The 13,773-nt window shown below is 68.8% G+C and carries 13 protein-coding genes, 1 tRNA gene and 1 riboswitch; of the genes, 8 read left to right on the top strand and 6 right to left on the bottom strand.

What is annotated here, in order from left to right; all coding sequences use genetic code 11:
• Nucleotides 1-28 precede the first annotated feature (28 nt).
• Nucleotides 29-1,003: a c-type cytochrome gene (locus CEK29_RS01450; protein ID WP_094857152.1), complete on the bottom strand. Its 975-nt coding sequence runs from the start codon at nucleotides 1,001-1,003 to the stop codon at nucleotides 29-31.
• A gap of 278 nt (nucleotides 1,004-1,281) precedes the next feature.
• On the opposite strand from CEK29_RS01450, the gene CEK29_RS01455 reads away from it, so the two are divergent.
• Nucleotides 1,282-1,356, top strand: a tRNA-Arg gene (locus CEK29_RS01455).
• Nucleotides 1,357-1,514: 158 nt separating this feature from the next.
• A complete protein-coding gene (locus CEK29_RS01460; protein ID WP_141218286.1) occupies nucleotides 1,515-2,636 on the top strand; it encodes a hypothetical protein in 1,122 nt (373 codons plus the stop codon).
• Between the two features lie 90 nt (nucleotides 2,637-2,726).
• Here the strand turns inward: CEK29_RS01460 and CEK29_RS01465 are convergent, their stop codons facing one another.
• The 3 genes from CEK29_RS01465 to CEK29_RS01475 form a co-directional block, all read right to left on the bottom strand.
• Nucleotides 2,727-3,275, bottom strand: coding sequence for a lipocalin family protein (locus CEK29_RS01465; protein ID WP_094857154.1), 549 nt, complete (start codon nucleotides 3,273-3,275; stop codon nucleotides 2,727-2,729).
• A 343-nt stretch (nucleotides 3,276-3,618) separates the two neighbouring features.
• Nucleotides 3,619-5,205: a glutamate--cysteine ligase gene (gshA, locus tag CEK29_RS01470; protein ID WP_094798430.1), complete on the bottom strand. Its 1,587-nt coding sequence runs from the start codon at nucleotides 5,203-5,205 to the stop codon at nucleotides 3,619-3,621.
• Between the two features lie 36 nt (nucleotides 5,206-5,241).
• Nucleotides 5,242-6,144 (bottom strand): alpha/beta hydrolase, encoded by a 903-nt coding sequence (locus CEK29_RS01475; protein ID WP_094857155.1) that lies wholly within the window; start codon nucleotides 6,142-6,144, stop codon nucleotides 5,242-5,244.
• A 66-nt stretch (nucleotides 6,145-6,210) separates the two neighbouring features.
• Between CEK29_RS01475 and CEK29_RS01480 the strand changes: the two genes are divergently transcribed.
• Complete coding sequence (locus tag CEK29_RS01480) at nucleotides 6,211-6,729, top strand: hypothetical protein (protein ID WP_255176039.1); 519 nt, start codon at nucleotides 6,211-6,213, stop codon at nucleotides 6,727-6,729.
• Here the strand turns inward: CEK29_RS01480 and CEK29_RS01485 are convergent.
• Nucleotides 6,724-6,960, bottom strand: a complete 237-nt coding sequence (locus CEK29_RS01485) for a response regulator transcription factor (protein WP_094798433.1) — start codon at nucleotides 6,958-6,960, stop codon at nucleotides 6,724-6,726. The genes CEK29_RS01480 and CEK29_RS01485 overlap by 6 nt on opposite strands.
• A gap of 137 nt (nucleotides 6,961-7,097) precedes the next feature.
• Here CEK29_RS01485 and CEK29_RS01490 point away from each other — a divergent pair, with 137 nt between their 5' ends.
• The 5 genes from CEK29_RS01490 (at nucleotide 7,098) to CEK29_RS01510 (ending at nucleotide 12,590) form a co-directional block, all read left to right on the top strand.
• Nucleotides 7,098-7,991 carry an AEC family transporter gene (locus tag CEK29_RS01490; protein WP_094798434.1) on the top strand — a complete coding sequence of 298 codons (894 nt, stop codon included), beginning with the start codon at nucleotides 7,098-7,100 and terminating at the stop codon, nucleotides 7,989-7,991.
• 55 nt (nucleotides 7,992-8,046) lie between these two features.
• Nucleotides 8,047-8,127, top strand: a riboswitch (SAM riboswitch).
• On the top strand, nucleotides 8,118-9,389 hold the full coding sequence (gene metX / locus CEK29_RS01495; RefSeq protein WP_094798435.1) for a homoserine O-succinyltransferase MetX: 1,272 nt from the start codon (nucleotides 8,118-8,120) through the stop codon (nucleotides 9,387-9,389). It overlaps the preceding riboswitch by 10 nt.
• Nucleotides 9,386-10,000: a methionine biosynthesis protein MetW gene (metW, locus tag CEK29_RS01500; RefSeq protein WP_094798436.1), complete on the top strand. Its 615-nt coding sequence runs from the start codon at nucleotides 9,386-9,388 to the stop codon at nucleotides 9,998-10,000. The genes metX and metW overlap by 4 nt, the downstream gene beginning before the upstream one ends.
• 98 nt (nucleotides 10,001-10,098) lie before the next feature.
• Entirely contained in the window at nucleotides 10,099-11,349 is a 1,251-nt protein-coding gene (locus CEK29_RS01505; RefSeq protein WP_094798732.1) for a muropeptide transporter, read from the top strand.
• Between the two features lie 173 nt (nucleotides 11,350-11,522).
• Entirely contained in the window at nucleotides 11,523-12,590 is a 1,068-nt protein-coding gene (locus CEK29_RS01510) for a porin (RefSeq protein WP_094857157.1), read from the top strand.
• Nucleotides 12,591-12,776: 186 nt separating this feature from the next.
• Here the strand turns inward: CEK29_RS01510 and CEK29_RS01515 are convergent, their stop codons facing one another.
• A complete protein-coding gene (locus CEK29_RS01515) occupies nucleotides 12,777-13,646 on the bottom strand; it encodes a universal stress protein (RefSeq protein ID WP_094798438.1) in 870 nt (289 codons plus the stop codon).
• Between the last annotated feature and the right edge of the window lie 127 nt (nucleotides 13,647-13,773).

A 13,773-nucleotide genomic window follows, 5' to 3' on the forward strand; every position in this document is an offset into this window, starting at 1 on the left:
GGCGGGCGCGCAGCGAGCGAGTGATCCGCTACTTGGCGGCGCTCACCATGTATTCGACCGCGGCGCGCAGGTCTTCGTCGGAGGCGTTCATCGCGCCACCCTTGGGCGGCATCGCGCCCTTGCCGGTTTTCACGACCTTGAGCATTTCGTCCATGCCGGTGGCGATGTACGGTGCCCAGGCTGCCTTGTCGCCGAAACGGGGCGCATTGGCCACGCCGGTGCCGTGACAGGCGAAACAGGTGCTCTTGTAGAGCTTTTCGCCCGCGGCGTTGGCCGTGGCGGTGTTGGCGGGTGCTGCGGCGGCCGGTGCTGCGGCGGCCGGAGCAGCCGGTGCCTGGGCCGGGGCTTCGGCTTGAGCCGGTGCGGGGGCGGCGGCGGACGGGGTGGCCTGGGCCGCAGCAGCGGGGGCCGCGGCTGGGGCCGCCGCAGCCGGGGCTGCCCCAGCGGGTGCCGCCGGCGCAGCCGCCGTCGCGCCGTCCTGGCCTTCCTGCTTGGGTTCGGACGGCTCGGGCAGCTTGCCGCCGGACTGGTTGGCCATGTAGACCACGGCGCGGGCGACTTCGTAGTCGGACAGGGCGGGGTTGCCGCCCTTGGCCGGCATCGCGCCCTTGCCGTGTATGGCCACGTTCAGCATCGCTTCGAAGCCGGTCTTGATGAAGGGCGCCCAGGCGTTGGCATCGCCCATCTTCGGCGCGTTTGCCACGCCGGCGGCGTGGCAGGCCATACAGACGGATTGATAGACCTGCTCGCCGGTCTTGAACACGCGCGGCGCATTCGCATCGACCAGCTCGAACCCGGCGACGGGCGCGATACGGCGGGCAATGGCTTCTTCGGTGAGGGTGCCCGATCCAGCGCCGACCTTGGTGCCGGACGTCACCATGCTGACCAGCAGAAAGATGATGACGATGGGGATGATGAACGCCAGAACGACGGTGACAGCCAGTTGTTTGGGCGTTTTGATGGGCGAGTTGTGTTCTTCGGTATGTTCCTGCTCGTTGCTCATGACCAAATCCTGCTAATCGGGTACAGGGGCGCCTTGCGGCGGCAACAGACGTGCGACAACCAGATTCGACAACAACACTACGAGTGAGAGGCTCCGACGCTCTGCGTGGCGTCTCGATCCACAACGCAGGCGGCCGATGAACTGGCCCGCCTGAAAGTAAACGCTGGATTATATAACGTCATATCGGGGGCATAACATGCATGCCCGGGCATTCCCCGAGTCGTCCGCCGGCATGCCGCAGGCACGGCGGGCAAAAGCAGGTACAATACCGCCTCTCCGTGCCCGTAGTTCAATGGATAGAATGAGAGTTTCCGAAGCTCTTGATACAGGTTCGATTCCTGTCGGGCGCGCCAGATTGCAGGATCGAGGCGCCGCGTGATGATCACGCATCAGGTGGCCTCGGCCATGCGGCAGTCAGCGCCACCGCGCTGCCGCAAATAAAAAGACGCCCAGGGCGTCTTTTTTTTCGTCTGCGCTACGATGCCGCAATCGCAACGCGGGGAGTCGTGGCATGACGCAGCAGGGCCGTCGACGCGGGGTCGCCCCTCGCAGGACCATTCATTCGGGCGTGGCGGCCATGGCGCTCGCCCTGGCCTGCATCGCCGGTGCGAGTGCGGCCCAGCCGGCGCAACCGGGCGCGCGCACGTCGCAGGGCTCGGGCCCGAACCGGACAGATCCCGCACCCGCCGCCCAGACTCCCACGCTGCTCGCACGCGCCCAGCGGCTCCTGGACGCAGCCGATCGCAGCAGTCCGCTGATGGATCGCTGGAGCGAAGCGCGCATCGGCGCGGCCGTGGAGCCGGCGTTGCGCGCGACACTCGCGGCGCGCGGGTGTGCGCTGGCGGGGGATCCCGAGCGTTATTTCGCGCCGGCGTACCGCGCTTACTACGACACGCTGCACGCAGGGTTCGTGAAGCAGGCGCGCGCGGACCGGGCGTCGCCGCATCAGCGCGCCGCGATGGCGCCGCTGGCCTGGGCCGTGGACCGGCTCGATGCCGCGCAATATCAGGAAACGCTGGATTGGTTCGTCTCCGCCCGGACGCGCAGCGCCCGTCAGTACTACGACCTCTTCACCGCCATCGGCGACATGCAGCGCGGCGCGCTGGACCCGGCGACGGGCGAGCCTGCGTATGCGCTGTTGTTCGACTTCAAGGAGGCAGTGGACGCGGGCGGCCTGACGCGCGTCGTGGCCGAAGCGATCGGCAGGCTCGATGCGGCGCAGGCTGAGGTCTTTCTGTCGGTGGATCGCGGCGCGGCGGCGTCGGATCGGCGGCGCGCGCAATGGGCGGAGCTGCTGCGCGGCTTTGCCCGCAATGGCGCGAAGCTCTCGGGCGAGCTGTTCAACCACACCCTGACGCCGGCCGAACGCGAGGCCATGCTGGCGTTCAACCACGGGCGCTACACCGAGGCCCTGGCCGTGGGCGCCACCGCGCTGCACGCCTGGCGGCTGCGCGCCGGGGCGGGACAGGCGCCCGCGGACGACAAGGAGCGGCTGGGCCGGGAGATCGACCGCTATTTCGGTAAGCCGATCGGTCAGTACGCGGCCGATCCGGCGACCGACCCCGAGGCCTGGCTGCGCTCGCAGTCCGTGCAGTATCTCGACGCGCACCGGGCCGCCCTGTGTCCGCGCTGAGCGTGCCGCACGCGTCGCCGGCCCGCCAGACAGCGCGTAGCGACCACGCGCCTCGATGAAAAACGGGCCGCTTGTCGCGGCCCGTATGCTTTATTTCTGCGGCGTGTAGCGCAGCTCTTCGAAGGTGTATCCCTGGTCGCTCGCGGCCTTGAGCGCGAGGTCGAGCTGGTCCTTCGGCAATTGCGGCGAGCGCGACAGGATCCACAGGTATTTGCGGTTGGGCGCGCCGACCACGGCCCAACGATATTCCGGGTCGAGACCGATCACCCAGTAGTCGCCCTTGAACGGCTTGAAGAACGACACTTCGAGCTTGGTGTTGTTGCTGCCGGGCACGACCGTCGCAATGCCGTTGGCCGAATCGATGCTGCCGTCCTTGGTGCGGCAGCGGTTCGTGACGGACACGGTCTGATCCGGGTTGAGCGCGTACTCCGCGGTCGTGTCGCCCACGCATTTGCGCTGGAAGAACATCGGGAAGTTGGCGATTTCGTACCACTTGCCCACATACCGCGAGATGTCCAGCGACGGCACGGTCTGGACGGGCGGTTGGGCGGCGACGGCGGCCGCGCCCAGCGTGGCGCCCAGCACGACCACACAGGCACGCGCACACAGGCGCGCGGATCGAACAACATTGCTCAGCATAAGGTCGTCTCCTAAAGGGGGCGGCGCCCGGTCGACCGGAGCGGACGGGGCAGGCCGCGGCTGCTGGCGCGCGGACTGATGTGCGGCGTCGCAGCATCGTTCAAGGATACCGCGAAGCCGTGACGCAGGGCGGGGAGGGCGCGGCCGGCGAGGCGCGGCCGGCGAGGTGCGGCCGGCCAGGCGCGGCCGGCGAGGTGCGGCCGGCTAGGCGCGGCCGGCTAGGCGCGGCCGGCTAGGCGCGGCTGGCGAGGCGCGGCCGGCTAGGCGCGGCCGGCCAGGCGCGGCCGGCCAGGCATGGCCGACGAGGCGCGGGCGCGGCGACGCGCCCGCCCTCCCGGCATCCTCAGCCCGCGTCGCGCGCCGGCAGCGGGTTCTTCAGCGCGGCGTGATACTGCGCCACGTACTCGTCGAAATCGACCGTGTCCGAGGCCTCGAGGCGCTGCTGTTCCGCGATCGACTCGCTGGCCGTGCGGGCATAGACGGCGGCCTGCTCGGGGGCGAGCGGTTGCGCGCGCAACGCGTCGGCGTGCGCGCGGCTCTGCGCCAGCGTGTAGTCGTGGAACGACTGCTTGCTCGCGCGCAGCGCGGCCAGCAGGCGTGCCGACGGCGTGAGGTCGGGATTCGCCAGCTTGGCGCGCTGGGCCTCGAGGGCGCGCGCGTAGGCATCGCCGCCGAGTGCCTGGTCATACAGCGCGGCGTAGGGCGCGATGGCGTCGAGCAGCTCCGCGCCCCATTGTTGCAGCGAGATCGACTGGCAGTCCCGGTCGAGCATGAGGCCGGGTTTGCGGCCCTCTTTCACGACCACCGAGAAGTTGTCGGCGCTGCGCTGACAGAAGCCGTTTTCGGTGAAGTACGGGCTGTCGGAAACGGTGCAATAGAGCAGGAAGGCGTCGACGAAGCGCGCCGTGTCGGCGGCCAGTCCCGCGGGCTCGTACGGGTCGATGTCGAGGCAGCGCACTTCGACGTACTGCACGCCGCGCTCGGCCAGCGCCGTGATCGGGCGTTCGCAGCGGCCCGTCGCGCGTTTGGGACGAATGCTCGAGTAGTACTCGTTTTCGATCTGCAGGACGTTGGTGTTGAGCTGAATCCACTCGCCCTCGCGCTTCGTGCCGAGAGCCTCGTACGCGGGCCACGGCTGCGTCACGGCGCCATAGATGCGGGCGAGGAACGTGTTCAGGTCGTTGTAGCAGGGCTTGAGCTGCGACTGCGCCTTGTTCTGGTAGCCGAGATCGCTCATGCGCAGGCTGGTGGCGTAGGGCAGATACAGCGTGTCGGCGTCGAGCGACTCGAGCCCGTGCGCGTCGCCACGCAGAAATGCGCGCGACAGCGCCGGCGCCGCGCCGAACAGATACATCAGCAGCCACGAATACCGCGTGAAGTTGCGGATCAGGCCGATGTAGCCGCTGGAGCGGCTCTGCTGCACCGAGCTCGCCTGCGGATCGAGCAGGGACCAGATGGCGTCGGGCAGCGAGAAGTTGTAGTGCACGCCCGCGATGCATTGCATGGTCTTGCCGTAGCGCTCGGCCAGGCCGCGGCGATAGACGTGCTTGAGCATGCCGGTGTTGGACGTGCCGTACCAGGCGATCGGGATGTCGGCCTCGGGCGGCAGATGCGCCGGCATGGACTGATTCCAGATCACTTCGTCTTTGAGCTCGCCATAGACGAAGCGGTGGGTGTCGGTCAGCTCGGTCAGCAGGGTGTCGACGTTGGCATGGGTGCCGGTGATCAGCTCGAGCAGGGCTTCCGAGTAGTCGGTCGTGACGTGCTCGTTGGTCAGGGCCGAGCCCAGGGCCGCCGGATGGGGCGTTCGGGCCAGGTCGCCCTGGAGGTCCACACGCAGGCCTTCCTTCTCGACGCCGCGCAGTGTCTGCGCGAGGAGGGCGGTATTGGCCTGCAGGCGGGCCAGTCGGGTTGCGGCGGTATCAGTCACGGATTGTTCTTGTGTGCGTAAGGTCGAGGCGGGATTTTACGGGGAGCCGACGAGCTCCGTCAGGCTTGCCCCGGGGGCCGGCAGGGGATTTGGATCCAGTGTGCCCCCAAAATGCCCGTCGAGCCAGCGATGCAGGTCGGCGTAGACCGGGCCGGCGATGGCGGGCGTCTCATTGAAGAGTTCGTGCCAGGCAGTGTCGTACCAGCGCAACCGCAGCAGTCCGGCGGGCGCGCGCTGGGCGAACAGGCGGCTGCCCTCGGGCGCCACGATGCGGTCGTCGCCCGCCACCAGCAGCAGCGTGGGATGGCAGAGCATGGCCGCTTCGGCGAGCACTTCGCCACCGGCCTGGTCGATGAAACGCGCCAGCCGGCCGGTAATGCACCGGTGCACCAGCGGATCGGCCTTGAAGGCCGCCACGACCTGCCTGTCGTGCGAGACCCGCGCAGGGGTCAGCCCGTAAGGGACCCGCCGGTCGGGATGGCGCTCGGCCAGCCATTGCAGGGCGCGCCGGGTCCAGCCGGGCACCCGCACCATGAAGGGCGGGCTGGCCAGCACCAGACCCCCGACGCGGGCGCGGTGCCGCAGCGCGAGCCGCAAAGCCACCAGCGCGCCCAGGCTATGGCCCAGCACCACGGGCGGGCGGCCCAGTTCTTCGGTCCAGGCGCTGATACAGGTGGCGGCGTCCTCCACCAGGTCTTCCTGTTGCCGCAGGCTGGCCGGCGGCCCCCCGGACTGGCCGTGACCGCGATGGTCGTGGGCCGCCACGCGCCAGCCCCGCCGTGTCAGATCCCGGGCCAGGTGCTCATAGCGGCCCATATGCTCGGAGAGCCCGTGCAGCAGGTAGATCCCGCCCTCGCGCGGCGCGGGGCCGGCGGCGGGCCAGCGATAACAGGCGAGGCGGGTGCCGTCGGCTGCGAGGGTGTAGGAATTCGGCGACACTGTGCGGACCTGTCTGTCGAAACGGCACGAGGCCGGACAACGATGATTTCACTGCGGTTTCGTTTCATGCTCAAGAATGCCGGCGGCGCGCTGGCCGGCATCGCATTGCTGCTGGCGCTCGCGGGCTGCAGCCCGAGTTACAACTGGCGCGAGCTGCTGCTGGCCGATGGCCGCATTCAGGCGGCGTTTCCGGCCAAGGTGCAGGCCGAGACGCGCGACCTCGATGCGCAAGGCACGAGCCTGCGTTTCACCCTCACGTCGGCGCGCGTCGGCGATGGCGTGTTCGCGGTGGGCCATGCGCCGCTGCCCCCCGGCCTGCCGGCGCGCACGCGCGAACAGCTGGCCGAGGGCGTCCAGCGTTCGTTGTATGCCCGCATCGGCGCGGCCCCGCCCGCGGCCTGGCCCGCGCCGGGCACCGTGCTGCACGCACGCTCGGCCGAAGGCGAGCCGGCACGCTGGATGTACGCCCGGGTCTGGGTGGACGATGGCCTGCTGGTGCAGGCGGTGGCGGTGGGCACCGTGGCCGGCTTGCCCGAAGCCGAGGCGCGAACGTTCCTGGCGTCGATCAAGCGGCTGCCGTTATGATGCCGGCTTCTGGGCAGGCAGCGGTACCGGCGGGGTCAGCAGACCCAGTTGCTGGGCCCGCGCCACGGCGGCGCAGCGATTGCGGCTGCCGAGCTTTTCGCGCGCGTTGGTCAGGTGAAACTCGACCGTACGTGGCCGGATGCCCAGACGCACGCCGATGGCGTTGCTCGGATAACCGGCAGCAGCCCAACGCAGACATTCGATCTCGCGCGGCGTAAGGAGGAGGGTCATGAACCGGTGCCTTGCCCGACGAGGCGGAGCGGTCGGAGCGCGCATTTGAACAGGTGCCCCGGCGCCCGCCGCGCGCCCATTCGCCGTGGCAAAAGCACGTTGATTACCTCATTCCTTTTTACGTAGAGCGCTGTTCCATGTTTGCCATCGCGCAGTTTTATCTGTCCGCCATCGTCATGCTGGCGCCGCTGCTGACGTGCGTGGGCATCGGGGTGTTCTGGGGCAAGCGCGACTACCCGTTCGGCGGCGCCTTCGTGACCATGCTGGTCACGTCCGTCACGACGCCGGCGCTCGTTTTCCACACCTTCGTCACCACCGAGCTCGATGACCGCGCGCTGGCCGACATCGCGATGGCGTCGCTGCTGGCGCTGTTCCTGTGCGCGGCCATCTGCGCGATCTTGCTGAAGGTGCTGAAACTGCCCGTGCGTAAGCTGCTGCCCACGGCCTTCATGCCCAATGCCGGCAACCTCGGCCTGCCCGTGTCCCAGCTCGCCTTCGGTGACGTGGGCCTGTCGGCCGCGGTCGCCTTCTTTGCCGTCAACTCGTTCGTCATGCATACGCTGGGCGTGCGCCTGCTGCCCGGCGCGAGCACCAGCGGCGGCTGGCGCAGCCCCGTGCTGATCGCGGCCGTGGCCGCGGTCGCGCTGCGCGTCGCCGGCATCCCGGTGCCCGGCTGGGTGATCGAGACGGCCAGCATGCTGGGCGCCGTCACGGTGCCGCTGATGCTGCTGAGCCTGGGGCACGCGCTGGCCTTGATTCCGTCGAGCGGCCTGCGCACCGGCGCGGTGGTCGGCATGATGCGCCTGCTGGTCGGGATCGGCGCCGGCTGGGCGGCCGTCTGGATGTTGGGCCTGACGGCGCCGCTGGCGGGCGCGCTCGCCCTGCAGATGGCCATGCCCTGCGCGGTCGTGAGCTATATGTACGCGCGGCGCTACACCGACATGGGCGACACCGCCGCCGGCGCGGTGCTGATCTCCACCGTGGTGTTTCTCGTGCTCGCGCCCGCGCTGCTCTGGTTCACCCGCCATTGACCCGCCTGCGCACACCTCGCCACACTCATGTGCCGCGAGAGTGCTAGAATTCCTCCTCATTGTCGGCGCCGATTTGCCTGATCCGCTTGCGGGCGCCTTTTATAAATCCAGCTAAAGAGGTCTGTGATGACCAGCCCAGCTTCCCCCGTGGCGACCGTCGCGCACCCCGCGTCGGCCTCGCTGCCCGTCACCCCGCCGCATGCCACCGCCCCGCAAGGCGCCGTAGGCTCCGCCGGCGTGGTATCTCCCGTCTTCCTGCGTTTCGACGAGCCTCTGGCCCTGGCCAGCGGGCAGTCCCTGGCCGGCTACGAAGTCGCCGTCGAGACCTACGGCACGCTCAACGCCGAGCGCACCAATGCCGTGCTCGTGTGCCATGCGCTCAACGCCTCGCACCACGTGGCGGGCATCGCCGCCGATGATCCCAAGGACATCGGCTGGTGGGACAACATGGTGGGCCCCGGCAAGCCGGTCGACACCAATGTGTTCTTCGTCATCGGCGTGAACAACATCGGCTCGTGCTTCGGCTCGACCGGCCCCGCCAGCATCAATCCCGCCACGGGTCAGCCGTGGGGCGCCGCCTTTCCGGTGCTCACGGTCGAAGACTGGGTGCTGGCGCAGGCCCGGGTCGCCGATCATTTCGGCATCGAGCGCTTCGCCGCGGTAATGGGCGGTTCGCTGGGCGGCATGCAGGCGCTCTCGTGGGCCGTGACCTGCCCCGAGCGCGTGGCGCATTGCGTGGTGGTGGCCAGCACCCCGCGCCTGTCGGCCCAGAACATCGGCTTCAACGAAGTGGCGCGACGCGCCATCATCACCGATCCGGATTTCCACGGCGGCGACTACTACGCGCACAACACCGTGCCGCGGCGCGGTCTGTCGGTGGCCCGCATGATCGGCCACATCACGTACCTGTCCGACGACGACATGGCCGAGAAATTCGGCCGCACGCAACGTTCGCCGGCCGAGAACGGCGCCTACCGTTACGGCTACGACGTGGAGTTCGAGGTCGAGTCGTACCTGCGCTACCAGGGCGAGAAATTCTCGCGCTACTTCGATGCCAACACCTACCTGCTGATCACGCGCGCGCTCGACTACTTCGATCCCGCGCGCGAGACCGGCGGCGATCTGGCCCGGGCGCTCGCGCCGGCCACGGCCGACTTCCTGCTGGTGTCGTTTTCCACCGACTGGCGGTTTCCGCCGGAGCGCTCGCGCGAGATCGTGCGGGCGCTGCTCAAGAACAACAGCCCGGTCACCTACGCCGAGATCGACGCGCCTCACGGCCACGATGCGTTCCTGCTCGAAGACGCGCGCTATCACGCGGTGGTGCGCGGCTACTACGAACGCATCGCGCTCGCGCTCGGCCTGACCGGCGCGGCCCAGACCCAAGGATTGCCCGCATGACGACCCAGCCTCGAACGGGCGTGACGCCGAGCCTTCGTCCCGATCTGGCGCGCATCGCCAGCTGGATCGAGCCCAAGAGCCGCGCGCTCGACCTGGGCTGCGGCGACGGCGCGCTGCTCGCGTACTTGCGCGACGTGCGCCAGGTGCAGGGCGCCGGCGTCGAGATCGATGATCATCACGTGATCGAATGCGTGCGCCGCGGCGTGCAGGTCATTCAGCAGAACCTCGAAGACGGCCTGGCGCTGTTCGACGACAAGCAGTTCGAGACCGTGGTGCTGTCGCAGACGCTGCAATCGATGCACCGAACCGAGCACATCCTGCGCGAGATGGCGCGGGTGTCGCGCTATGGCATCGTGTCGTTTCCCAATTTCGGCTACTGGCCGCACGGCTGGTCCATCCTGCGCGGCCGCATGCCGGTGACCGGGCAGATGCCCTACGCCTGGTACAACACGCCCAACATCCATCTGTGCACGTTGCGCGACTTCGAGGATCTGGCGCGTTCGCTGAACCTGCGCATCCTGGAACGCGCCACGTTCAACGAAGACCGCGAGGTCCGGGTGCTGCCGAGCTGGCGCAGCACGCTGGCGGTGTATCGCTTCGCCGCGCCCTGACGGCAAAGCCGCCCGGGTTGGTAATATGCCGGTAGTTGTTGCAGGCCGGCGCGCGAGGCGAGCCGGCGCCATCGAAGGAGCGCGCCATCGCCGATCTTATTGAGGCCACCCGGGTCTATCGCAATCGCCGTGTGGCGCCGCTGCTGGCGCTCGGGTTCGCCAGCGGCCTGCCGCTCGCGCTGACCAGCGGCACCCTCCAGGCCTGGGCCACGGTCGACGGCGTCTCGCTGCAACAGATCGGCATGCTGACCCTGGTCAACACGGCCTATACCCTCAAGTTTCTGTGGGCGCCGCTGGTCGACCGCTACGTGCCGCCGCTGCTCGGCCGCCGCCGGGGCTGGATGCTGGTCACGCAGTTGCTGCTGGCCATCTGCATCATGATCATGGGCCTGATGTCGCCCTCGCAGGCGCTGCTGCCGCTGGCGCTGCTGTCGGTGCTCGTGGCGTTTCTGTCGGCCACCCAAGACATCGCCTTCGACGCGTACTGTACCGACGTCCTGCATAAATCGGAGCGAGGGGCGGGCGCCGCGGTCAAGGTGCTGGGGTATCGCGTCGCCATGCTGGTCTCGGGCGGCCTGGCCCTGATCCTGGCGGACCATCTGCTGGGCTGGGGCAATACCTACATCCTGATGGGCCTGCTGATGCTGCTGTGCGTGCTGGCCACGCTGAGCGCGCCCGAGCCCGAGAAGCCCGCCGCCACGCCGCGCAGCCTGCGCCTCGCCGTGGTCGAGCCCTTTCGTGAGTTCTTCACCCGCCGCGGCGCGTACACGCTGCTGCTGCTCATCGTGCTGTACAAGCTCGGCGACGCCTTCGCGGGGGCGCTGTCCACCACCTTTCTGATACGCGGCGCGGGCTTCAGCGCGACCGAGGTCGGCACAGTGAACAAGGTGCTGGGCCTGATCGCCACCATCGTGGGCGCGCTGGCGGGCGGCGCCATCATGACGCGCTGGGGGCTGTATCGCTCCCTCATGGCCTTCGGGCTGCTGCAGGCCGTGTCCAATCTCGGCTACTGGCTGATCGCCATCAGCCCGAAAAGCCTGGTGATCATGAGCGCCGCGGTGGGCATCGAAAACCTCTGCGGCGGGCTCGGCACGGCGGCGTTCGTGGCCTTGCTGATGGCCCTGTGCCGACAGGAGTTTTCGGCCACGCAGTTCGCGCTGCTCTCCGCCTTGTCGGCGGTGGGTCGCACCTATCTGGCCGGCCCGCTCACGCCTGTACTGGTGGGCTTTCTGGGCTGGCCGGGCTTCTTCATGGTCACGGTGCTGATCGCCGTGCCCGGCTTGATTCTGCTGTGGTTGCGCAGGCGCGATATCGACGCGCTCGAGAGCGAAGCGGCCAACGCTTCCTGACCTTGCGCTGACTGTCGCACCGATGCAACTTTCGTGGTTTTCCTGACGTGTTCGGTCCGACCCCCGGTGATATGGTAGCGCCCTGCGTTACCCGCGCATCCGGTCTCGGAGAGGGATCGGTATAACGACACAGCGGCCGCCACCCATGCGTCCGCACGGAGGAGAAGACCCACATGAAGCGAATCGCATCCGCGCTCGCGCTTGCCGGCCTGTGCGCCACGGCCGCCCACGCCGCCGAAACCAGCGTCACGCTCTACGGTATCGCCGACGTCAGCCTGCGCTATCTCAGCACCGGCAGCGGCACCAACACCGACAACAGCCGCGTCAGCCTGGCCAACGGCGCCATCTCCAACAGCCGCTTCGGTCTGCGCGGCGTCGAGGACATCGGCAACGGCAATTCCGTGTTCTTCCGCCTCGAAGGCGGCTTCAACATCCAGGACGGCCAACGGTCCGATCCCAACTCGTTCTTCAATCGCCACGCCTATGTCGGCGTCGATGGCAACGAGTGGGGTGCGATCTCGCTGGGCCGCCAGGACACCCCGATCTTCACGATCCTGGCCGATCAATACGATCCGCTGACCGTGGGCAACTACGACCAGAATTCCTGGCTGCCGGTGGCGATGTCGCGTGCACGCAGCTCGAACTCGGTGCGCTACCGCAACAACAAGCTGGCCGGTTTCGACGTCATCCTGTCGTACGCGTTCTCGGACAGCTTCGAAGACCACAAGCTGGGCCGCCAGTACGGTGGCACGCTGTCGTACACCACCGGCCCGCTGTCGGTGGGCGGCGGCTATCAGCTCACCAACTCCGCCGGCAACTCCGATTACGAACAGCGCGTCTGGAACCTCAACGCCAGCTACAACTTCGAGCCGGTCAAGGTGTTCGCGGGCTACTTCAATGGCCGCGACGAAACGGGCTGGGTCAATGCCGTGATGGGCAGCCCGGTTCCGAACGCCGGTGTCCAGCGCAAGGACCAGGGCTACTTCGCGGGCGCGACGTGGCAGGCCACGCCGCGCTGGGCGATCACCGGCGCGGGCTACTACGACCGCAGCGAAAACGTCCAGGTCGACGGCGACAAGGGCAAGCGCTACGCCTTCGTGGCCGTGGCCGAATACGCGCTGTCCAAGCGCACGCAGGTCTACGGCACCGTCGACTACAACAAGGTCAAGGACGCCGCCAGCCTCGAGATCGCGCGCAGCAGCCAGGTGGGTGCGGGCGTGGGCATTCGCCACATCTTCTGAGCACAGGTCGTCCCGGCGCCAGCCGCGCCGGGACGGCTCGGAACAACGGCCGCGCTGCCTGGCAGCGCGGCCGTTTTCGTTGGGTCGTGACTGTGTGCGCCGCTGCCGCGGGCCGCGGGCTCGGGCCGTGGGCTCGGTCGTGGGCTCGGGCCCAGGGGCCGTGCCGCAGGCCCGGTGCCGGTGCGTTCAGCCGCGGGCCGGACCGCTCTGGCGCACCACCAGCACGTCGCAGGTCAGCGCCTCGATCAGCTTCTCGGCGACGCTGCCCAGGGCGGTGCGCAGAATGCCGCTCAGGCCATGCGTGCCGGTCACCACGAGGTCGCAGCGGCGCTGGAAGACGAACGGCGAGAGCTGCGCTTCGGGTTGGCCGGCTTCCAGCACCACGTCGGGCCGGGGCAGGCCGGCCAGCTCGGGCGTGTCGCGCAGAAAGGCCTCGGCCTTGAGCTCGGCTTCCTTGTGGCAATGCACGGCGATGTCGTCCTGACTCATCGTGTCGGCCTTGCCGGGCACCGCGAAGGCATGGAACAGCGTCAGGCGCGCGCCCGGCGCCACGGCCAGCGCGGCGCGCAGGGCCTGACGCGAGCCTTCGGAAAAGTCGGTGGCGATCACCACGTCCTGATACGGCCGGCGCGGCCGCGCCTTGACCACCAGCACGGGCTGGCGGGCCACCCGCGCGAGGCGCTCGACGGTGTTGCCCAGCAGCAGACGGCCCAGCGTGGTTTCGCGGGCGATGCCCGTCACGATGAGCTGGCAGCCGAAGTGAGCGGCGGTATCGAGGATCACGTCGACCGAATGGCCGCGCGCCACCACGGCCTCGGTGGGCACGGCGGCGTCGGCCAGGTCTTCGGCGAGGCGCTGCTCGGCCAGCATTTTGTGGTCGGGGGCCAGGCGGCGCCAGGCCGGGGCCGCCAGCGCCGTGGCGGGCGGCGGCTCCATCACGTGCAGCGCCACGAGGCGGCTGTCGTGCTGGCGCGCCAGCATCAAGGAACGGTCGAGAGCGCGATCGCTGCGCGCGCTGAGGTCGGTGGCAAGCAAGAGGGGCCCGAGAGTGCTCATGGTGTGTTCTCCTTGTGGCGCGCCTCGCTCCGGGTAGAAGGGGCGCGATCGTCCCATTCTCGGACCAACGGGCGTGCGCCGCCTTGACACGCATCAAGACCACCGACTCACCTAGAATACGGACTTT

Source organism: Bordetella genomosp. 5 (assembly GCF_002261475.1).
In the GTDB taxonomy this organism is placed as follows: Bacteria; Pseudomonadota; Gammaproteobacteria; order Burkholderiales; family Burkholderiaceae_B; genus Bordetella.

Excerpts from the sequence above, each read along its gene's own strand:
- CEK29_RS01450 (WP_094857152.1), bottom strand. The coding sequence starts at position 1,003 with ATGAGCAACGAGCAGGAACATACCGAAGAACACAACTCGCCCATCAAA.
- CEK29_RS01460 (WP_141218286.1), top strand. The coding sequence starts at position 1,515 with ATGACGCAGCAGGGCCGTCGACGCGGGGTCGCCCCTCGCAGGACCATT.
- CEK29_RS01465 (WP_094857154.1), bottom strand. The coding sequence starts at position 3,275 with ATGCTGAGCAATGTTGTTCGATCCGCGCGCCTGTGTGCGCGTGCCTGT.
- CEK29_RS01515 (WP_094798438.1), bottom strand. The coding sequence starts at position 13,646 with ATGAGCACTCTCGGGCCCCTCTTGCTTGCCACCGACCTCAGCGCGCGC.
- CEK29_RS01490 (WP_094798434.1), top strand. The coding sequence starts at position 7,098 with ATGTTTGCCATCGCGCAGTTTTATCTGTCCGCCATCGTCATGCTGGCG.
- CEK29_RS01510 (WP_094857157.1), top strand. The coding sequence starts at position 11,523 with ATGAAGCGAATCGCATCCGCGCTCGCGCTTGCCGGCCTGTGCGCCACG.
- metX (WP_094798435.1), top strand. The coding sequence starts at position 8,118 with ATGACCAGCCCAGCTTCCCCCGTGGCGACCGTCGCGCACCCCGCGTCG.
- CEK29_RS01480 (WP_255176039.1), top strand. The coding sequence starts at position 6,211 with ATGCTCAAGAATGCCGGCGGCGCGCTGGCCGGCATCGCATTGCTGCTG.
- metW (WP_094798436.1), top strand. The coding sequence starts at position 9,386 with ATGACGACCCAGCCTCGAACGGGCGTGACGCCGAGCCTTCGTCCCGAT.
- CEK29_RS01485 (WP_094798433.1), bottom strand. The coding sequence starts at position 6,960 with ATGACCCTCCTCCTTACGCCGCGCGAGATCGAATGTCTGCGTTGGGCT.